The sequence below is a fragment of the Devosia psychrophila genome (assembly GCF_000971275.1).
GTDB classification, from domain to species: Bacteria; Pseudomonadota; Alphaproteobacteria; order Rhizobiales; family Devosiaceae; genus Devosia; species Devosia psychrophila.
Genome location: NZ_LAPV01000009.1, coordinates 32,714 through 52,946, shown reverse-complemented (window position 1 = coordinate 52,946; position 20,233 = coordinate 32,714). Strand labels below are relative to the sequence as shown.

Genomic DNA, 20,233 nt, shown 5'->3' with positions numbered 1-20,233 from the left:
TCGAAAAGATCGAGTCTGACCCAATTCAGCCGACCCTTCAAGACAAATGTTGCCAAAATGTGACAGTAGAGGTCGGCGACTGCGCCGCAAAAACGCGCCGGTGGCGCGTTTTCAGACCTCTACGCCCGGAGAACTAGGCTCGCGGGACCCGGATACCTCGTAATTCCGCTCTAATTTCGCCGGCTGTGCTTGACGATCTCGATGCTATGCGTCCGGATTTTCTTTCGCAGCGTGTTGCGGTTCAATCCCAGCAGATCGGCAGCCTTGATCTGGTTGCCGCCGCAGGCATTGAGCGCCATGGCGATCAGCGGGGCTTCCACCTTGTCGATCACCCGCTGGTAGAGGCCCGGCGGCGGCAGACTGGGTTCATATTCTCGCAGCAGTTGCCCCACATGGGTTTCCACCGCCATGGATACATCCATCGGTCCGGCTGCGCCCGGCGACGAGGGCCGTTCGGTGATGTTGAGTTCGTTCTGAACGATCTCGGCGGAGATGCTTTCGTCGGCATAAAGCGCGGAAAGCCGCCGCACCAGGTTTTCCAGCTCGCGGACGTTGCCCGGCCAGGAATAGTTTTGCATCAGCCGGATGGCATCGGCCGAAATGGTCTTGACCGGCTCGCCCTCGCGCTGCGCGACGCGAAGGAAGTGGGCTGCCAGGTCACCGACGTCGTCGACGCGCTCGCGCAGTGGCGGCAGGCGGATCGGAACGACGTTGAGACGGTAGTAGAGATCCTCGCGGAACAAGCCCTGGCGGATCATCTGGCTGAGATCGCGGTGCGTCGCCGCCACGATACGGACGTTGGTCTTGATCGAGGACCGACCGCCAACCATCGTGTACTCGCCTTCCTGGAGCACGCGAAGCAGGCGGGTCTGCGCATCCATCGGCATGTCGCCGATTTCGTCGAGGAACAGCGTGCCGCCCTCCGCTTGCTCGAAGCGGCCCGACGAGCGCGTATTGGCGCCGGTGAAGGCTCCCTTCTCGTGGCCGAACAGTTCGGCTTCGATCAAATCACGCGGGATGGCGGCCATGTTGATGGCGACGAAGGGTCCATTGCGGCGCTTGCCGAAGTCATGCAGGGCGCGAGCCACCAGCTCTTTGCCGGTGCCGCTCTCGCCGGTGATCATCACCGTGAGGTCGGTCTGCATCAGCCGTGCCAGGGCGCGGTAGATGTCCTGCATGGCGGTAGAACGACCGACGAGCGGCATGGTCTCGCCAGGCTCTTCGGCGGCCTTGCGCTCGGCATTGGTCGGCTTCTTGGCATCGGCCAGGGCACGGGCCACCACCGACAGCACTTCAGTGATATCGAAGGGCTTGGGCAGGTATTCGTAGGCGCCGACTTCCGAGGCGCGGATCGCCGTCATGAAGGTGTTCTGGGCGCTCATCACAATCATCGGCAGGTCGGGGCGCAGCTTCTTGATCTTGGGCATGACCTCGAAGGCATTGCCATCGGGCATCGCGACGTCAGTGATGAGCACATCGCCCTCGCCGCGGCTCACCCAGTTCCACATGGTGGAGATATTGCCGGTTGGACGCACTTCGTATCCGGCGCGGGTCAGCGCCTGGTTGAGCACCATACGAATTGCTGCGTCGTCATCGGCGAGCAGGACAACACGGCTCATTTTGCCACTTCCTCTTCAATTGATGCCTGGAAGGCCCCACTCGCGACGGGGAGTAGAATTCTGAATCTGGTGCGACCCGGCCTGCTTTCGCAATCGATGACGCCGCCATGATCACCGATGATCTTGGCAACCAGTGCCAGGCCGAGGCCCGAGCCATTGGGCTTGGTGGTCACGAAAGGATCGAACAGGAATGGCAGGATATCGGGTGGTACGCCGGGACCGTTGTCCTCGATGACGATTTCGAGCGGCAGTGAGATGCGCTCCGAGACCCCAAGCACCGCAATTCGGATGCCGGGGCGGAAGGCCGTCGAGAACTTTATTTCCGGTTTTTGAGTACGTTCAAGGGCTTCCGAGGCGTTTTTCACCAAGTTTAAGAAGACTTGGATCAGCTGGTCGCGGTTGCCATAGACCGGCGGCAATGACGGATCGTATTCTTCGGAGAAGGCTATGCCGCGCGACACGCCGTTGCGGGCCAGCAGCTTTACCCGGTCCAGAACGACGTGGATATTGATCGGCTCGCGTTCCATAGGACGCTCGTCGCCGAACACTTCGACCCGGTCAATCAGGTGCACGATGCGGTCGGTTTCCTCGCGGATCAGGCGCGCCAGCGGGATCTCATCGCTGCTAACGGTTTGTTCCAGCAGTTGCGCTGCGCCACGAATGCCCGAGAGCGGGTTCTTGATCTCGTGGGCCAGCATCGAGGCAAGCCCTGTCACCGAGCGCGCTGCGCCACGCGACACCATCTGGCGGTCGATCTTGTCGGCCATGGTGCGCTCCTGGATCAGGAGGGCAACACGGCCATCATTGTCAGACAGAGGGCTTGCGAATACGTCCGCAATCCGCTCGTCGCCAAAACGCGATGAGCCGACACGGACGCGATACTCGGTCATTGGGGCGCGGCGGAGACCCACGGTCTCGACAAGACTGATGATGGGCGAGCCGAAGGCGATCAAGTCGTCCAGCCGCTGCCGGGTGAGCACGCTCAGCGAAGCACCGAAAAACGCCTCGGCGGCGTAATTGACGAAGGTGATCTGACGGTCTTCAGCGCAGACGATAATTGGCTGCGGCAAGGCCTGCAACACCGCAGTGGCAGCGGCCGGATCGTTGATGGGAGAGGATGACGCAGCCTCGATCGCACTCATGCGGCCGCCCTTTGTTCGTTGGCAAAGATACTCTGAATCTGACGCAGGACGTCAGCCGGCTCTTCGTTATTGAGGAAGGCATTGCGCGCAGGCTTGCCCAGCACGATGCCCGCTGCCTCGGTATACCAGCCGAGATGCTTGCGCGCGGCGCGCAGGCCAACGGCAATGCCATATTCGATCAGCATGTCTTCGTAATGCTCAACCACCAGCGCGGCCAGTTCGGCGCCCTGCGGTATGGTGGGTCCAGCCTGTCCCGAGAGCCCTGCCCCGATCTGCGCCACGGCCCAGGGGCGGCCCTGCGCGCCGCGGCCCAGCATCACCCCAGCGGCACCGGATTTCTCAAGCGCCTCGCGAGCGGTCGCTAGGTCGATGATGTCGCCATTGACCACGACTGGCACATTTACGGCTTCCACGACGGCGCGCACCAATTCCCAACGGGCGCTGCCCTTATAGAACTGCTGGCGGGTACGACCATGCACCGTGATCATCTTGACGCCGGCATCGACGGCGCGCCGCGCCATCTCGGGCGCATTGAGGCTTTCGTCGTCCCAGCCCAACCGCATCTTGACCGTGACCGGCAGCGGCGTGGCTCTGACCACGGCCTCGATCAGGGTCATGGCATGGTCGGGCACGCGCATCAGCGCTGAGCCCGAAAATCCGTTGGTGACGCGCTTGGCCGGGCAGCCAAAATTGATGTCGATTATATCCGCACCAGCATCCTGCGCCATCTTGGCACCGCGGATCATCCATTCGGCCTCGCAGCCGGCCAGTTGCACCATATGCGGCAGCGTGCCCGGCTTCCCCAGCTTGCGCGCCATATCCTGGTTGCCGACGGCGAGTGCATTGCTGGCGATCATTTCGGAAACCACCATGCCAGCGCCAAAGCGTTCGGCCAGCTTGCGCATGGGGCGATCGGTGATTCCGGCCATGGGCGCCAGGAAAGCATTGTTGCGAACCACGTGGCTCCCGATGCTCAACTTGCAGGCACTGTCCGACACAAACTGCCCCAGAAATGGTCACTTTTGAAATATTGCCTGCACAATAGTCAAATCAGTGTCCAGCGCAACACCTTAAATGGCTCTGGACAGAGTGCGGCAGCCCTGCACTTGCCGCATGGCATAGTGGGCGCTAGACCACGACGATATGACGTTTTCAAGTCTAGAGTGCCCGGTTTCCATGCGTCCAAAGTCCATTGCCGTCATCATCGTCGCTGCGGGAAAAGGGGAACGTGCCAGCCTCGACGGCTCGATCGACCCCAAGCAGTATCGGCCTGTCGGCGGTAAACCCGTATTGGCGCGGACGGTTCAGGCCTTTCTGGATCTTCCCTTCGTGACATCGGTAACAGCTGTTATCCATGCGGACCATGCAGACCGCTACGCCGCGCTAGGTTTTTCAAATGAGCGCCTACTTGCGCCCGTCATCGGTGGCACGTCGCGCCAAGCCTCGGTGCTTGAAGGTCTCAAGGCCTTGGCGCCGCAGCGACCCGACCTGGTGTTGATCCAGGATGCGGCCCGGCCTTTCGCACCCCCCCAAGTCATTGGTGATGTGGTGGAGGCGCTCGAGCGATTTGAAGGCGCCCTGCCCACACTTCGCGTCATTGACACCATCAAGCGCTCGCTGGATGGGCGCCAGGTCGCGGCCACCGAGGACCGCGAACAGCTGTTTGCCGCCCAGACGCCGCAGGGTTTCCGCTTCGGGCAAATCTTCTCCGCCCACATGCGGGCGTCGACAATCCGCCGGCAGTTCACCGACGATGCAGAAATCGCCGAATGGGCCGGCCTGCGCGTCGCAATGGTTGCGGGGCACGTCGACAGCTTCAAGATTACACGTCCCGAGGACTTTGCGCGGGCAGAGCGCATTTTTGGTGGAGATATCGCCATGGAAACCCGCGTCGGTACCGGCTTTGACGTGCATCCCTTCGAGCCCGGCGACGGCGTCTGGCTGGGCGGGGTCAAAATTCCGCATGACAAGAAGCTCAAGGGCCACTCCGACGCCGACGTGGCGCTGCACGCGCTGACCGACGCCATTCTGGGAGCCATTGGCGAAGGCGATATCGGCGTCCATTTCCCGCCATCCGACATGCAGTGGCGCGGCATGGCCTCCACGGTGTTCCTCAAGCATGCCGGCAAACTTGTTAATGAAGCAGGCGGCCGCATCGTCAATCTGGACGTGACAATCGTCTGCGAAGCGCCGAGGATTGCTGTCCACGTTCCGGCGATGCGCGAAGTCATCGGGGCGGCGCTGGGAATTGCGACATTCAGAATCGCGGTCAAGGCGACAACAAGCGAGCAGCTCGGGTTTACCGGGCGGGAGGAAGGAATTGTGGCCATGGCGAGCGCAAGTGTAGAAATGCCGAGGGGGGACTAATGGCAGCCAAAGCACCGGCAACCCCTGATCAGGGCAAACAGATCATCGATCTGCTCACCGAAAAAAAGAAGACCATCGTCACTGCCGAAAGCTGCACGGGCGGCATGATCGCCGCGGCGCTAACCGATATTCCGGGGGCCTCGGCGGCGTTATATGGCGGCTACGTCACCTATGCCAATACAGCCAAGACGCGGATGATCCACGTGCAGGCGCGGCTGATACGCGATTATGGCGCGGTGTCCAATCAGGTCGCCCGCGCCATGGCTGACGGGGCACGCAACACGGCGCATGCGGACTATGCAGTAGCGGTCACCGGTATCGCCGGTCCCGACGGCGGCAGCGACAGGAAGCCGGTTGGCCTCGTCTATGTCGCGGTATCTTCAGAACTGGCTACGGTGGTCATTGAGCATCGCTTTGGCGACCTTGGCCGCGACGAAATCCGCAAGGCCAGCGTCAAGGCCGCGCTGGATTTAGTGCTCCAGGTGCTGACGGGCGTCGAGGACTAGTCGCGGCTTGCGCCGATACGGGTGCCAGCCATGCGAGGGCTGGCACGATCGCCTGCTGCCAGATGTCCAATTGATGGCGTCCCGGCCCGCTACGTAGGCTGCGCGCACGAGCAATGGTCATGACCTGCTTGACAAATGCGACGCTGGGATCAGTTCCCGAACCGGCTATCCGCCTCGTCGGCAAAGGCGCGCATGATCTCTTCCTGCTTGGCGGCGAAGGCGGGTTCGGCCACGGCGGCGATGAAGGGATTGGATATCTTGAAGTCGATCAGGAAGCGCACCTGGGTGCCCATGCCTTCGGGCTCGAAGCTCCAAACGCTGTCGAGATAGGCGAAGGGTCCATCGACGGCCTTGGCCGTTATGGTCTGCGCGACCGGGTCGAGCTTAACGCGGCTGGTATAGGTCTGGGTGACCGGGCCGAAATTCAGCGTCATCCTGGCGAGGCGGATATCGGCATCGCCGGCGGCGGGGTCCGGGCGGACATCCATCGCCTTGCAGTTGGGAATGAAGCGCGGATAATCGCTGAGATCAGCGACGATTTCATACATGCGCTGCGGCAGGTGCGGCACATGCCGCTCGAAGAAGCGTTTCATCAGTGACCCATCTTGGCCAAGCGAGCACCCTTGAGGCGCGCGAAGTCTTCACCGGCATGGTGCGAGGAGCGTGTCAGCGGGCTGGAGGAGACCAGTGCAAAACCCTTGGCAGTGGCGACCGTGGCGAACGACTTGAATTCGTCCGGCGTCACGAAACGCTGCAAGGGATAGTGCTTCTTGGTCGGCTGCAAATATTGGCCAATGGTCAGGAAATCCACGTCGGCTGATCGCAGGTCGTCCATCAACTGCAGCACTTCATTCCGTTCTTCGCCGAGGCCGACCATGATCCCAGACTTGGTGAACATGGTGGGGTCGAGTTCCTTGACCTTTTGAAGCAGCCTGATCGAATGAAAATAGCGGGCGCCGGGACGCACCTTGAGGTATTTCGACGGCACGGTTTCGAGGTTGTGATTGAATACATCGGGCTTGGCCGCCACGACGATCTCGAGCGCGCCATCCTTGCGCAGAAAGTCCGGCGTCAGGATTTCGATAGTGGTCATCGGCGTCGCAGCGCGGATGGCGCGGATGACGTCGGCGAAGTGCTGCGCGCCGCCATCGGCCAGATCGTCGCGGTCGACCGACGTGATCACGACATGCTGCAGGCCCAGCTTGGCGACAGCGCTGGCCACGTTCTCGGGTTCGTTGGGATCGAGCGGTCCAGGCATGCCGGTGCGCACGTTGCAGAAGGCGCAGGCGCGGGTACAGATCTCGCCCATGATCATCATGGTGGCGTGCTTCTTGGACCAGCACTCGCCGATATTGGGGCAGCCGGCCTCTTCGCACACTGTTACCAGCCCATGCTCGCGCACGATCTGCTGGGTTTCCTTGTAGACCGGGGATCCCGGCGCCTTGACGCGGATCCAGTCCGGCTTGCGCAAAACCACGCTATCTGGCCGATTGGCCTTTTCAGGGTGGCGCGGCTTGAGAGCCGAATTGTCTATGAGCGTAACCACTTGAGGTCCTGACTGGGCAGTGTGCCCGTTATATCGCTCCCAAAGGCGGCCAGTTCAACCCGGCCTTTTTGCCTAGCGCGCAGTCGCCTATTGCATGATCTCGGCGATATCGACCCAGTCGCCACCGCGTGAGGCAGACAGGATCGTCGCCTGCACCAGCGCCAGCGAGTGGAGGTTATCTTCCCCTGAGCTGAAACGCGCCGGCATGGAGCCTGTCTCGATCACCTTGGCGATGGCGCCCAGCGTGCCGGTACGGTCGGCCAGCTCGATCGGTGGCAGGTCGAGCGGCTTAGCCTCCCCATCACGCTCGCGCAGGCTGAGCTTGTCCGGACCGGCCTTGCCCATGAAGTGGTCACGCGAGCTCCAGATGATCTCGCCTTCCGAGCAATCCATGGTCCATTCGCCCGCCCAGGGCGTCACTGGGCCGCTGCTCATCCAGCTGCCACGATAGGAGGCGATGGTGCCCTTTTCGAATTCCAGTGTCGCCACGCCGATTGGGTGGTGACCGAAGGGACTGGCGGTTGGGTTCCAGGTGCGGCACGAAACGCGCTTGGGCTCGTCGCCCAGCACCATGCGCATCAGGTCGAAATGGTGGATCGACATGTCGGCCAGCAGCGGATCTGGCATGTCCCAATAGCGGTAGCCCTGGCTCGGGGCGTGGCGGCGGAATTCGATCGACACCAGGTTCACCGGGCCGAACTTTTGCGCGCCGATCAGCTCGGCCGCAGCAATCGGCGCCGGCTGGAAGCGATAATTCTGGCTGACCATCAGCACGCGGCCATTGGCACGCGCCAGTTCCACCAGTTCCCTGGCCTGCGCAATGGTCGACGCAAACGGCTTTTCGACGATGACATTGAGCCCCAGTTCGAGGCAGCGCTTCACCACCGGATAATGCGCCTCGGTCCGCAACGTGCAGATCGCCAGGTCGGCACCCACGGCGGACGCATCCTCGAGGTTGAGGAAGCACAGTTTCTCGTCGATCCCGAGCTCGGTCTGAACCCGCTTGGTCGCCTCGGGATTGTTGTCCACATAGCCCACCATCTCAATATTGGGAACTTTGGGGATAACTTCCTTGGTCCAGCTAAATCCCCAGTGTCCGAGGCCGACCTGTATCGCCTTGACCATGTGGATAACTCCTTGAAAACCTGTGTGATGCCTGTGGAAAGCGGCGGCTAGATGTTCAGCGCGCGCCCATAAGCAGCCAGAACGCTTTCCTTCATCGTCTCGCTCAATGTCGGATGCGGGAAAATCGTGTGGATCAGCTCTTCCTCGGTGGTCTCGAGGTTCATCGCGATGACGAAGCCCTGGATCAACTCGGTGACTTCCGCGCCCACCATATGGGCGCCGAGCAGTTCTCCCGTTTTGGCATCGAAGATGGTTTTCACAAGACCATCCGGTTCGCCTAGCGCGATCGCCTTGCCGTTGCCGGCGAAGGGGAAGCGCCCGACCTTGATCTCGCGGCCCAGTTCCTTGGCCTTGGCTTCGGTCAGCCCGACGCTGGCCACCTGCGGCTCGCAATAGGTGCAGCCGGGCACCTTGGTTTTGTCGAGGCCATGCACCTTGAGGCCAGCGATTTTTTCGACGGTAATGACCGCTTCGTGCTCGGCCTTGTGCGCAAGCATGGGCGGCCCGGCGACGTCGCCGATGGCCCAGATGCCGGCAACGTTGGTCGCGCCGTATTGGTCGATTACAATCGCGCCGCGGTCGGTCTTGACGCCGACTGTCTCGAGGCCGAGGCCTTCGATATTGCACATCACGCCGACAGCCGAGATCAGCTTCTCGCCAGAAATCTGCTTCTTGGAGCCGTCCTTGAGTTCGACATGGGCGGTGACGCCGTCAGCCGTATTCTCGACCTTGGCGACCTTCGCATCGGTGAGGATCTTGATGCCGCGCTTTTCGAGGCGCTTGCGGGCAAGGCCGGCGATCTCGGCATCTTCGACCGGCATGATTTGCGGCAGCAGTTCGATGATGGTCACGTCCGCACCCATCGAGCGGTAGAAGGAGGCAAACTCGACGCCGATGGCGCCCGAACCCATCACCACCAGCGACTTGGGCATGGCGGCCGGCATCATCGCCTCGAAATAGGTCCATATCCTGTCGCCGTCGGGTTCGATGCCGGGCAGCACGCGCGGCCGTGCGCCGGTGGCGATGATAATGTGCTTGGCGGTGTAGGTGCCCTCGCCGAGCGGGTTTTTCGGCACCGGCCCCTGCGGTTGCACGATGGCCTTCTTGGTCGGCGCGACCTTGACCTCGCCCGGCTTGGTGATGACGGCCTCGCCCCAGATGATGTCGACCTTGTTCTTCTTCATCAGGAACTGCACGCCATTGTTCATCTGCGCCGCAATGGCGCGCGAACGCTTGACGATGCCGTCGACGTCGAAGCCGAACTTTTCAGCGGTCAGGCCATAGTCCTTGGCATGGCTCATGTGGCCGTAGATTTCGGCCGAGCGCAGCAGCGCCTTGGTGGGAATGCAGCCCCAGTTGGAGCAGATGCCAGCCATATGCTCGCGCTCGATAATGCCCACCTTCATGCCCAGTTGCGCGCCGCGAATGGCCGCGACGTAGCCGCCGGGGCCGGCGCCGATGATGAGAAGATCGTATTGGTCAGCCATGATTTATTCCTTCACCATCAGAAGCCAGTCCGAACCATGTTGCGGCGTTCCGGGGAACGGCACCATGGGACGGCTTGCTGTCACCGAGAAACCCCGGCTTTCATAAAGTTTGCGAGCGCCGGCATTGGCGTCTTCGACGACCAATGCCTGGCCGCGCGCCTGTGTATTTTTTGCCTGTGCCTCGGCATGGTCGAGCAGCACCGAGCCTATGCCCTTGCCGCGCCAGGTCTTGTGCACGCCCAGCATTGAGATGAACCAGCGGCCATGGGCCTCCGCTTCCAGCTCCTGGATCGGGCGCATCGGCGCCCAGGTATTCACCGGCACCGGCTCGCGTGCATCGGGTTTGCGGTAGCCCAGCAGCATGCCCGCCACTTCATCGTCCGCCTCGGCCATGAAGGCGCTGCGCCAGCCGAAGGGTGTATCGTCTTTCAGCATTTCCAGCCGGCCGACTTCGAGCGGCTCATAGGTGCCCTCAGCCTGCTTGTCCTGCGCCCAGCCCTTCGCCACGCTGCCATGCACCGCGATATTGACCAGCAAGGCAATCTCGGCGGCATCGGACTTGCGGGCCGGCCTGACAGAAATCGACATGCTCAAAGGCCCAGCATGGATTTAACGAGCGGGATCAGCCCCGTGCCGATGGCGCGGGTATTGGCCGGGTCGAGATGCACCCCATCGAGCGGGTCCGCGTGCGCCACGTCGGCGGCATCGTAGAACTCGGCGCCATATTCAGCCGCGCGGGTGCGGGCATAGCCAGCCATGGCCTTGGACTCAGCGATGGCAGCCTCGCCGCCAAAGTGAAGTCCCATCTCGGGATGTTTCGTCTCAACCAGATGCGGCGGGCTGACGATCAGCAGCTTGGGCATCAAATCGCCGGGCTGCACGAAATGGCCGCGCACCACCTGCATCAGCTTGCGAATGCCATAGGACGCGGTAATCGCGCGGCCGTGGATCGCCGGCTTCAGGTCATTGGAGCCGAGCATGATGATGACAATATCGAGTGGCTTGTGCGTGTCGAGCAGCACCGGAAGGATGCGCGCGCCATTGCGGTCCGACAAGGCCGAGCCATCGTCGAACGCCGTAGTGCGGCCACCAAGGCCCTCGGCAATAACCCGGACATTGCCGCCAAGCCCCTGTTCCAGCACGGTCGGCCAGCGGTTCTCATAGGCATGCCGCAGCCCATCGGGCCGCGGATTAGCGCCATAAGTCAGGCTGTCGCCATAGGCTAGAATGGTTTTCATGGCGCCCTGCCCCTAGGCCAGCATCATTACCGGGTTTTCGATCAGGCCCTTGAAGACGCCGAGCAGTTCGGCGCCGAGGGCACCATCGACGGCGCGGTGATCACAGCTCAGGGTCACGGTCATGAAGTTGGCGATCTTGACTTGGCCAGCGTCGGCATAGACGCGCTCTTCGCCGACACCGACCGCAAGGATGGTGCCATGCGGCGGGTTGATCACGGCCGAAAAGCTCTTGATGCCGAACATGCCGAGGTTGGACACCGAGGAGGCGCCGCCCTGATACTCATGCGGCGCGAGCTTCTTGGACTTGGCGCGGCCTGCAAGGTCCTTGACCTCTTCGGAGATTTCCCGAAGCGTCTTGGTATCGCAGGATTTGACAACGGGCGTGAACAGGCCGCCCGGCACTGCCACGGCAACCGCCACGTCCGAGCGCTTGTGATAGAGGATCGAGTCACCGGCCCAGGTGGCATTGGCCATCGGCACGCGCTGCAGAGCGACAGCCCAGGCCTTCATTACGAAGTCATTGACCGACAGCTTGAAGGCCGGCTTGCCGTCCTTGGATTTTGGCGCAGTCGCATTAATCTGCTCGCGAGCCGACATCAGCGCATCGATCTTGCAATCGAGCGACAGATAGAAATGCGGCACGGTTTGCTTCGACTCGGTGAGGCGCGCGGCGACGACCTTGCGCATGCCATCGTTGGGCACCAGTTCGAAGCTGCCTTCCTCGTACAGCGCGATAACCTGCGCCTTGGTCATCCCGGTCGGCGCAGCGCCGCCAGCGGCTGGAGCCGATGCAGCAGAAGCCGTTGCGGCCTTGAGCGGCGTCTTGCCGGACTTGGCGGCTTCGACGTCGGACTTGACGACGCGCCCCTTGGGCCCAGTGCCGGAAATGGCAGAAACCTCAATGCCGGCTTCCTTGGCCAGACGCCGTGCCAGTGGCGAGGCAAACACCTTGCCGCCGTCGGACTTGGCAGGCGCCGGAGCAGCCGCAGGCTTTGCAGCCGGAGCGCTAGAGCCAGAATTGCTGTTGGTGTCAGCCTTGGCGGTCGGCGCGGTCTGCGTTGCCGCATCGGCGCGGGTCACCGTACCGGCGTCAGCCTTGGGCGCCTCGGCAGCCGGAGCAGCCTTCGGAGCTTCAGCCTGTGGCGCGGGCACTGCGTCGGCGCTTTCGCCGTCCTGCAGCAGCACGGCGATCACGGCATTGACCTTCACGTTCTCGGTGCCTTCGGCCACGAGAATCTTGCCGATCTTGCCCTCGTCGACAGCCTCAACTTCCATCGTGGCCTTGTCGGTTTCGATCTCGGCGATCACGTCACCGGATGAGACGCTGTCGCCTTCCTTGACGTGCCACTTGGCAAGCTTGCCCTCTTCCATCGTGGGGGAGAGCGCCGGCATGGTGATATTGATTGGCATCCCGGTTCTCCTTACGAGCGATAGGTCACGGCATTCACTGCCGCGATGACTTCATCGACGTTGGGCAGCGCCAGCTTTTCGAGGTTGGCGGCGTAGGGCATCGGTACATCCTTGCCGGTGACGCGCAGCACTGGCGCATCGAGATAATCGAACGCCTGCTCCATGACGCGGGCCGACAGTTCGGCGCCAATACCGCCCTGCGGCCAGCCTTCTTCGACGGTGACCAGGCGACCGGTCTTCTTGACCGATTCAATGACTGTGTCGCTGTCGAGCGGGCGCAGCGTGCGCAAATCGATCAGTTCAACGTCCACGCCGGCAGCGACCAGCTTTTCGGTGGCCTGGGTGGCGTAGCGCATGCCCATCGAGAACGACACGATGGTGACATCGGCGCCCCTGCGGGCGATGCGAGCCTTGCCGATGGGCAGCAGGAAATCGTCCATCTTGGGGACGAGGCCGGTCGAGCCGTACAGCACTTCGTTTTCGAGGAAGATAACGGGATTGGGCGAACGAATAGCCGCCTTGAGCAGGCCCTTGGCGTCGGCAGCGCTGTAAGGCGCGATGACGGTGAGGCCCGGAATGTGGCTGTACCAGGCAGAATAATCCTGGCTGTGCTGGGCGCCGACGCGCGAGGCAACGCCGTTGGGGCCGCGGAACACCATCGGCGCCTTGACCTGACCGCCCGACATATAGAGCTGCTTGGCGGCCGAGTTGATGATCTGGTCGATTGCCTGCATCGCAAAATTCCAGGTCATAAATTCGACGATCGGCTTGAGCCCGGCAAAGGCGGCCCCAACCGCGAGACCGGCAAAGCCATGCTCGGTGATTGGCGTGTCGATGATGCGCTCAGGGCCAAACTCCTGCAGCAGGTTCTGGGTAATCTTGTAGGCGCCCTGATATTCGGCAACTTCCTCGCCGATGATAAAGACGTCCTTATCGCGGCGCAGTTCTTCGGCCATCGCCTCGTTCAGCGCCTGGCGGACGGTCATCTCGACCATCTCGACGCCTTCGGGCAGGTCGGGATCGTTCTCGGCCTGGAACTTCGGAGCCGCCGGCACGGATGCTTGCGACGGCGCGGCCTCGGCGGCCTTCTCTGCAGGCACGACTGGCGCCTCAGAGGGTTCGGGTGCAGTCTTGGCGACGGGGGCCGGTGCAGCGCTTTCTCCTTCCGCCAGGATCACTGCAATCGGGGTATTCACCGGAACGCCTTCGGTGCCTTCGGCGACCAGCAGTTCGGTGACCACGCCGCTATCGATCGACTCGACTTCCATCGTGGCCTTGTCGGTCTCGATTTCGGCCAGCACGTCGCCGGACGAGACGGTATCGCCGACCTTGACCAGCCACTTGCTCAGCTTGCCCTCTTCCATGGTGGGCGACAGCGCGGGCATCAGGATTTGGGGCATATCAGCTCTCCAGGAATAGTGCGCCGGGCATGGTGGCCACGCGGCGAAGGTCAGTATTGAAGGCGAATTCGGAACGAATGACGCTTGTTTCAGCCCCAAGAGAGGCCGTAGCAGGCGCCGGTCGCTGGTTCACCGCCCAGCCGCTGAGCACGACGCCCAGCAGCAGGAAAACCAGGAAAGCGATGACGGCACGCTTGTAAATATTGAGCGGCGCTGCGGCGGCAGGTCCGGCCTTCTGCTCGATCTGGCGGAATTTCCACCAGCCCAGCGGCATGAAACCAGCCAGCCGTTCGCCGGCCGGCGCCACGCGAACAATGGCGACGGCCTGCATGACCGCCACGACCAGCGTGAGCACCGCAAACAGCAGGATGACTCCGAGCAGGATGCTCATCTATCGCCTCAGGCGCTGATGGTTATGTCGGTCCAGAGCTCGGCAGCATCGGGCTCAGGATCATTGGTGGCGAAATCGGCGGCTTCGGTGACGATGGCACGAATGCCGTTCTCGATGGCCTTGAGTTCTTCCTCGGTCTGGAAGCCACCCGCAATTAGGCGCGCCTTGACCTGCTCGATCGGATCGCGCTCCTGCCGATACTGCGTCACTTCTTCCTTGGTCCGGTATTTTGCCGGATCGGACATCGAGTGGCCGCGATACCGATAGGTCAGCATTTCGAGGATGAACGGGCCCTTGCCGGAGCGAGCATGTTCGATAGCGCGCTGGGCAGCGTCATAAACCATGCGAACGTCCATGCCGTCGACCTGCTCGCCCGGAATATCGAACGAGGCGCCGCGCTGCGAGAAATCGGTGGTTGCCGAGGCGCGCTCGATCGAGGTGCCCATAGCGTATTTGTTGTTTTCGATGATGAACACGACCGGCAGCTTCCACAGCTTGGCCATGTTGAAACTCTCGTAGACCTGGCCCTGGTTGGCTGCACCGTCGCCGAAATAGGCTATTGAGACCGAGCCGTCGCCTTTGTATTTCGCTGCAAAAGCCAGGCCGGTGCCGAGCGAAGCCTGGGCGCCAACGATGCCGTTGCCGCCATAGAAGCGATGCTCATTCGAGAACATGTGCATCGAGCCGCCCTTGCCACGACTGAGACCGCCGGAGCGGCCGGTCAACTCGGCCATGACGCCCTTGGGGTCGAGGCCCATGACCAGCATGTGGCCGTGATCGCGATAGCCGGTGATCTGGGCATCCTTGCCCTTTTCGCTGGCCATGGTGATGCCGGTCACGACCGCTTCCTGGCCGATATAAAGGTGACAGAACCCGCCGATCAGGCCCATGCCATACATCTGGCCGGCCTTTTCCTCGAAACGCCGGATCAGCAGCATTTCGCGATACGCTTCGAGGTCCTGTTCCTTGGTAAATTCGGGAATATTGGATTGCGTCTTGGCCTTGGTGGCCACAGCCTTACGCGCCATAGAAAACGCTCCGCATCGGAATGGAATTGCCGCTTGGCCCGATCTGGCCACACTTGCCTATCATAGCGCAAGGATAAGGCAGAAAGCAATGCCCCTGCTCCGTACCAAACCGGAGCTAAAGGATTGAATCTGCTTCGAGAAGGTGAGTTAACTTATCTCCGGCTAATTCTTCGAATTTACCGGAAAGTGGTTTACCGGATACCGGGTCAACCATGACGATGATGTCGTCGGCATTGGCCATATTCAGCAGTGCACGAGCCCGTTCGGTGACGATATCGGGGTCGAGCCGGCGTGTGTCCATCAGTGTGGCACGGTGCCGGTACGAGTCGATTTCGGCCTGCAGCGCGGCGGACTTGCCCTTGAGCTGATCGATATCGAGCAGAATCTGCGTCCGGCTTTCAATGCCGAACTGGCCCCCGATCGCCGAAAAGCCGAGATAGCCCTGAAAGCCAAGCAGCGCCACGGTCAGTGCCAGTGGGCGCCAGATTGCGGGACGTTTGAGGCGAGTGGGCATGAGCAAACCAGGGAATGAATAAGACCACTATGACTGACAAGGGTTTAACATCGGGTTGAGGCGCTGACCTCTCCCCAAAAGAAGAGGTGAGCAAAGTCTAGCCTGTCAAATCGCCACGTAATCAATTTCCATGAATTTCGCGACTTCCGGCACCCAACGGTCACGCACGAAAGCCACATGGTCGGAGTGCTCGTTGTAGCCCGAATAGGCAGCCTGGTCGGCAAACTCCATGGAGAAGCCGAAGGCATAGTCGGTCTTGGGACTGACCTGGCGCAACTGCTCGAACTTTTCGACGCCCGGAATGGCGGCGAGCACCTTGGCGTCGCGGAGGAAAGCGCCCTCCTCCGCCGAACCAGCGGCGTGCTTGAGGGTAAAAACAACAGTGTGACGGATCACGCTTCCATTCCGATCGATTCAGTGGCCGCAATAGCCGCCATGTTGACGATGCCACGGCTGGTGGTTGATGGCGCGAGGATATGTGCTGGCGATTTCGGACCCATGAGGATGGGGCCGACGGCCAGCGCGTTGTTCATTTCCTTGAGCAGGGTCATCGAAAGGTTGGCGGCATCGAGGTTCGGGAAGATCAGCAGGTTGGCTTCGCCGCCCAGCACGCTGTCGGGCACATAGCGCTCGCGCAGCTCCTGGTTCAGCGCCAGATCGCCCTGCATTTCGCCTTCGACGATCATGTCGGGGGCCACAGCCTTGAGTTTGTTATAGGCCTCGCGCATCTTGAAGGCGCTGTCGCCATCGCGCGAACCGAAGTTGGAATAGCTCAGCAGCGCCACCTTGGCCTCGATATTGAAGCGCTTGAGATGATGGCGCGCCTGCAGTGCAATGCCCACGATTTCGTCGGGCGTCGGGTCTGGGTTCACATAGGTATCGGCGAGGAAGAAGGCGCCGCGCGGCATGATCAGCAGCGACAGCGCCGACACGTCGGCAACGCCATCCTGCAGGCCGATGATCGAGCGAATGTCGCGCACATGCTTGATGTAGCGACCCTGCAGGCCACAGATCAGCGCATCGGCCTCGCCGCGCTTGACGGCGAGCGCTCCGATCACCGTCGTATTGGTGCGGACCACCTGACGTGCGGTATCGGGTGTGACGCCATTTCGGCCGACCAGCGAGTGGAACAGGCTGACATAATCGCGATAGCGCGGATCGTCCTCGGGGTTGATGATCTCGAAATCCACGCCCGGACGCAGGTTGAGCCCAAAGCGCTCGATGCGCTGCTCGATGACCGCCGGACGGCCGATCAGGATCGGGCGGGCAATGCGCTCTTCGAGCAGCACCTGCGTCGCGCGCAATACGCGTTCGTCCTCACCATCGGCAAAGGCGATGCGCTTGTTCTGGCCCTGGGCACGATCGATGATCGGCTTCATCACGAGGCCCGAGCGGAACACAAAGCGGTTCAGGCTGTCCTGATAGGCGTTCCAGTCGGTGATCGGCTTTTTGGCAACGCCCGATTCCATGGCGGCGCGCGCCACGGCTGGCGCGATGCGCAGGATCAACCGCTGGTCAAACGGATTGGGAATAATGTGGTCAGGGCCGAACACGGCAGGCGCGCCGGATGGCGACACTTCCAGTCCCGGCTCATGCGCCAGCTTGGCGATGGCGCGCACCGCCGCCAGCTTCATTTCCTCGTTGATCGTCGTGGCACTGACATCGAGCGCGCCACGGAAGATGAACGGAAAGCACAGCACGTTGTTGACCTGGTTCGGATAGTCCGACCGGCCGGTGCAGATCATCGCATCGGGACGCGTCGCCTTAGCCAGTTCCGGCGTAATTTCAGGGTTCGGATTGGCCAGCGCCAGGATCAGCGGCTTGGGCGCCATCTTCGCCAGCATTTCAGGCTTGAGCGCGCCTGCAGCCGACAGTCCGAGGAAAATATCAGCGCCGTCGATGACTTCGGCCAGCGTGGTCGCTTCGCTCTGGCGGCGATACTGGCCGCGCCACTTGTCGTTGACGTCATTGCGCTTGTGGGTGACGAGGCCATCCTTGTCGGCAACCCAGATATTCTCATGCTTGGCGCCGAGGGCCACCAGCACGTTGAGGCAGGCAATGGCGGCCGCCCCTGCCCCGGAGGCGCAAATCTTGACGTCCTCGATCCGCTTGCCCTTGAGCTCCAGCCCATTGAGCACCGCGGCACCGACGATGATCGCCGTGCCATGCTGGTCATCATGGAACACCGGAATCGGCATGCGGGCGCGCAGGGTTTCTTCGATCTCGAAGCAGTCCGGCGCGCGTATATCTTCAAGATTGATGCCACCAAACGTCGGCCACAGCGGCGCGACGGCGTCGATAAACTTCTGCGGGTCGGTTTCGTCGATTTCGAGATCGAACACGTCGATGCCGGCAAACTTCTTGAACAACACCGCCTTGCCTTCCATCACCGGCTTGCTCGCCAGTGCGCCGATGTTGCCAAGGCCCAGCACGGCCGTGCCATTGGAGATAACGGCCACGAGGTTCTGCCGCGAGGTGTACCGCGAGACGCTATCGGGGTTGGCGGCAATTTCCTCGCAAGGAGCCGCAACGCCCGGCGAGTAGGCCAAGGCGAGGTCGCGCTGGTTGCCGAGCGGCTTGGTGGGCTGGATTTCCAGCTTGCCGGGCTTGGGGAATTCATGGAAATGCAGTGCCGCTTCGCGCAGGGCCTTGCGCTGTTCGTTGACGTCAGTCGTCACAGAAGTCCTCCTGGCCCGCATAGTCGTGCGGCTCGCATGTTTATGGCAGCGTAGGTGCCACCAAACCACGACAATGAAAAGTCTCTATGTCGGTTGGATAGTGCAACTAAAGTTGCACTCGGGTCATGCCGCGCTGGCGACCACGTTCTGCAGGCCATTGCGCGGCTCGTACGAGGCATGCAGCGCCGTTGCCAGGTCACGGAAGGGGCCGACCTTGAGGGCTGGCGCAAAAATAAAGCCCTGGGCCTGGATCACGCCGCGGGCGCGCAGGTAGAGCGCCTGTTCCTCGGTCTCGACGCCCTCGGCAACGATCTCGCAGTCGAGGTCCCGCGCCATGGTTATCAAGCCGTCGAGCACCGGGACCTGCGTGGTACCCGGCTTGACCATATCGACGAAAACGCGGTCGATCTTGATGATGTCGCAGCCTAGTGTTCCAATGTAGGCTAGGTTGGAGTGGCCGGTGCCGGCATCGTCCAGCGCCAGCTTGCAGCCCAAGGCATGCAGGCCAGCAATGACGCTGTGCGCCACTTGCGAATTGCCAAGCGGATGGCGCTCGGTGATCTCGAACACCAGTTGTCGGAAGGCGATTTTGGAGTTGCCGTAAATCGCCTGCACATCTTCCACGATGCTGCCGTCGCGGAAATGACCCTCGAACAGGTTGATAGAAATTTTTAGACCCGGCATCATCTGACTAAGGTCGCCCAAATCGAATTTGACCTGCTGCATCAGCGACAGGGTCATCGGAATGGCAAGGCCGGTGATTTCGGCATAGTCGATGAAGGCACCCGGGGGCACAACCTCGCCGTTCTTTTTCTCCCATCGGCACAGCACTTCGCAGCCCATCAGCTCCCCGGTCCGCAAATTGATCACCGGCTGGTAATAGGGCTTGATCTCGCCTCGTGCGATAGCGCGCTCCAAATCGAAGGCCGGCACCCTGGAGCGGCGCACGTAGTTCAGCGACAGGATCAGGAATGCCGCGCTCATGATGCAGGCAATGATGGTGAAACTGATGTCGAGGTCGGTATAGCTGGCGCGCGCCATGGCAAACGGGATGGCATATTCCACCTTCAGCGGCAGCTCGCCGGCAAAGCCCTGAGCGAAGACGAATTCGGTGGTGCCGTCGCGGCGGTCAAAAGCAGCCGAGTCTCCGACGGTCAGCACCGATGTGCCATTGGTTAGCTGGATGCGCATCATGGCCGCATTGGCGAGGGCCTGTGCAAGACTGCCCTCAGTCTGCCCGACCAGCGGCACAAAGGCGGAGACACGCCGTGTTTCGCCGAAAGACTGGGTTATCTTGAGTGCCGGCATGGCCATTTCACCGAGCTTAACTACGGTAATCGTTTCGGTGTGGCCGGGTATCGGTAAACTGGTCGATAGCGGCGAGTAAGCGACCGTTCGGCCAACGGCATCGCAATACTGAACGCCATCGGCGTTCTCGACCAGCACTTGTTTCATATTGAGGCTGGATTCGATCTCTCGCTGCACATTGGCGATAAAGGTAGGAGTGCAGAGCGAAGGGCTCTCGGCAAGAATGCGTCTCATCGAGTTAATCGCGTCGGTCACGCCTATTTCAATCTGTGAGCTAACAGACTGAACATATTGCTCCGTATTGATCTTTTCTCTCACGCGGACATAGCTGTCCAGCAGGAAATCCACGGCGACAATGGGTACGAATGCGAGCAACGCACCCAGCAGCGTCAGGATATGAGAGTATTTCGACTTCACGATACGAATCCGAAAAAGACCTTTGCCCTTCCATCGGTAACCCTCAGCCTTTAACGG

At 61.5% G+C, this 20,233-nt stretch carries 19 protein-coding genes; 2 read left to right on the top strand and 17 right to left on the bottom strand.

Annotated elements, in window-relative coordinates; all coding sequences use genetic code 11:
* Positions 1-170: 170 nt before the first annotated feature.
* The 3 genes from ntrC to dusB are packed head-to-tail and all read right to left on the bottom strand — an operon-like array spanning position 171 to position 3,759.
* Entirely contained in the window at positions 171-1,619 is a 1,449-nt protein-coding gene (gene ntrC, locus WH91_RS00615) for a nitrogen regulation protein NR(I) (protein WP_046169071.1), read from the bottom strand.
* On the bottom strand, positions 1,616-2,761 hold the full coding sequence (locus WH91_RS00610; RefSeq protein WP_046169070.1) for a two-component system sensor histidine kinase NtrB: 1,146 nt from the start codon (positions 2,759-2,761) through the stop codon (positions 1,616-1,618). Before WH91_RS00610 ends, ntrC begins: the two co-directional genes overlap by 4 nt.
* On the bottom strand, positions 2,758-3,759 hold the full coding sequence (gene dusB / locus WH91_RS00605; RefSeq protein WP_074797224.1) for a tRNA dihydrouridine synthase DusB: 1,002 nt from the start codon (positions 3,757-3,759) through the stop codon (positions 2,758-2,760). The genes WH91_RS00610 and dusB overlap by 4 nt, the downstream gene beginning before the upstream one ends.
* A 178-nt stretch (positions 3,760-3,937) precedes the next feature.
* On the opposite strand from dusB, the gene WH91_RS00600 reads away from it, so the two are divergent.
* A complete protein-coding gene (locus tag WH91_RS00600) occupies positions 3,938-5,128 on the top strand; it encodes a bifunctional 2-C-methyl-D-erythritol 4-phosphate cytidylyltransferase/2-C-methyl-D-erythritol 2,4-cyclodiphosphate synthase (RefSeq protein ID WP_046169069.1) in 1,191 nt (396 codons plus the stop codon).
* Positions 5,128-5,634, top strand: a complete 507-nt coding sequence (locus WH91_RS00595; protein ID WP_082101922.1) for a CinA family protein — start codon at positions 5,128-5,130, stop codon at positions 5,632-5,634. Before WH91_RS00600 ends, WH91_RS00595 begins: the two co-directional genes overlap by 1 nt.
* A gap of 149 nt (positions 5,635-5,783) precedes the next feature.
* Here WH91_RS00595 and WH91_RS00590 read toward each other — a convergent pair whose 3' ends face one another.
* From WH91_RS00590 to WH91_RS22255, 14 genes are all read right to left on the bottom strand, one after another.
* Entirely contained in the window at positions 5,784-6,227 is a 444-nt protein-coding gene (locus WH91_RS00590) for a type II toxin-antitoxin system RatA family toxin (RefSeq protein ID WP_052952493.1), read from the bottom strand.
* Complete coding sequence (lipA, locus tag WH91_RS00585) at positions 6,227-7,180, bottom strand: lipoyl synthase (protein ID WP_046169068.1); 954 nt, start codon at positions 7,178-7,180, stop codon at positions 6,227-6,229. The genes WH91_RS00590 and lipA overlap by 1 nt, the downstream gene beginning before the upstream one ends.
* An 87-nt stretch (positions 7,181-7,267) precedes the next feature.
* On the bottom strand, positions 7,268-8,305 hold the full coding sequence (locus WH91_RS00580; RefSeq protein WP_046169067.1) for a Gfo/Idh/MocA family protein: 1,038 nt from the start codon (positions 8,303-8,305) through the stop codon (positions 7,268-7,270).
* A 47-nt stretch (positions 8,306-8,352) separates the two neighbouring features.
* Entirely contained in the window at positions 8,353-9,792 is a 1,440-nt protein-coding gene (lpdA, locus tag WH91_RS00575; RefSeq protein WP_046169066.1) for a dihydrolipoyl dehydrogenase, read from the bottom strand.
* Between the two features lie 3 nt (positions 9,793-9,795).
* Positions 9,796-10,380 carry a GNAT family N-acetyltransferase gene (locus tag WH91_RS00570; protein ID WP_052952492.1) on the bottom strand — a complete coding sequence of 195 codons (585 nt, stop codon included), beginning with the start codon at positions 10,378-10,380 and terminating at the stop codon, positions 9,796-9,798.
* A 2-nt stretch (positions 10,381-10,382) separates the two neighbouring features.
* The gene (locus tag WH91_RS00565; RefSeq protein ID WP_046169064.1) at positions 10,383-11,030 is read right to left on the bottom strand and encodes an SGNH/GDSL hydrolase family protein; all 648 of its coding nucleotides are present in this window, start codon (positions 11,028-11,030) and stop codon (positions 10,383-10,385) included.
* A 12-nt stretch (positions 11,031-11,042) separates the two neighbouring features.
* Positions 11,043-12,401, bottom strand: a complete 1,359-nt coding sequence (locus WH91_RS00560) for a pyruvate dehydrogenase complex dihydrolipoamide acetyltransferase (RefSeq protein ID WP_425285331.1) — start codon at positions 12,399-12,401, stop codon at positions 11,043-11,045.
* Between the two features lie 50 nt (positions 12,402-12,451).
* On the bottom strand, positions 12,452-13,840 hold the full coding sequence (locus WH91_RS00555; RefSeq protein WP_046169062.1) for a pyruvate dehydrogenase complex E1 component subunit beta: 1,389 nt from the start codon (positions 13,838-13,840) through the stop codon (positions 12,452-12,454).
* Between the two features lies 1 nt (position 13,841).
* Positions 13,842-14,231 carry a hypothetical protein gene (locus WH91_RS00550; RefSeq protein WP_046169061.1) on the bottom strand — a complete coding sequence of 130 codons (390 nt, stop codon included), beginning with the start codon at positions 14,229-14,231 and terminating at the stop codon, positions 13,842-13,844.
* 8 nt (positions 14,232-14,239) lie between these two features.
* A complete protein-coding gene (gene pdhA / locus WH91_RS00545; protein ID WP_046169060.1) occupies positions 14,240-15,259 on the bottom strand; it encodes a pyruvate dehydrogenase (acetyl-transferring) E1 component subunit alpha in 1,020 nt (339 codons plus the stop codon).
* Between the two features lie 115 nt (positions 15,260-15,374).
* Entirely contained in the window at positions 15,375-15,773 is a 399-nt protein-coding gene (locus WH91_RS00540) for an FtsB family cell division protein (RefSeq protein WP_046169059.1), read from the bottom strand.
* 105 nt (positions 15,774-15,878) lie between these two features.
* Complete coding sequence (locus WH91_RS00535; protein WP_046169058.1) at positions 15,879-16,169, bottom strand: Dabb family protein; 291 nt, start codon at positions 16,167-16,169, stop codon at positions 15,879-15,881.
* Complete coding sequence (locus WH91_RS00530; protein ID WP_046169057.1) at positions 16,166-18,472, bottom strand: NADP-dependent malic enzyme; 2,307 nt, start codon at positions 18,470-18,472, stop codon at positions 16,166-16,168. The genes WH91_RS00535 and WH91_RS00530 overlap by 4 nt, the downstream gene beginning before the upstream one ends.
* A gap of 102 nt (positions 18,473-18,574) precedes the next feature.
* Positions 18,575-20,176, bottom strand: a complete 1,602-nt coding sequence (locus WH91_RS22255; RefSeq protein ID WP_052952491.1) for an EAL domain-containing protein — start codon at positions 20,174-20,176, stop codon at positions 18,575-18,577.
* Positions 20,177-20,233 lie beyond the last annotated feature (57 nt).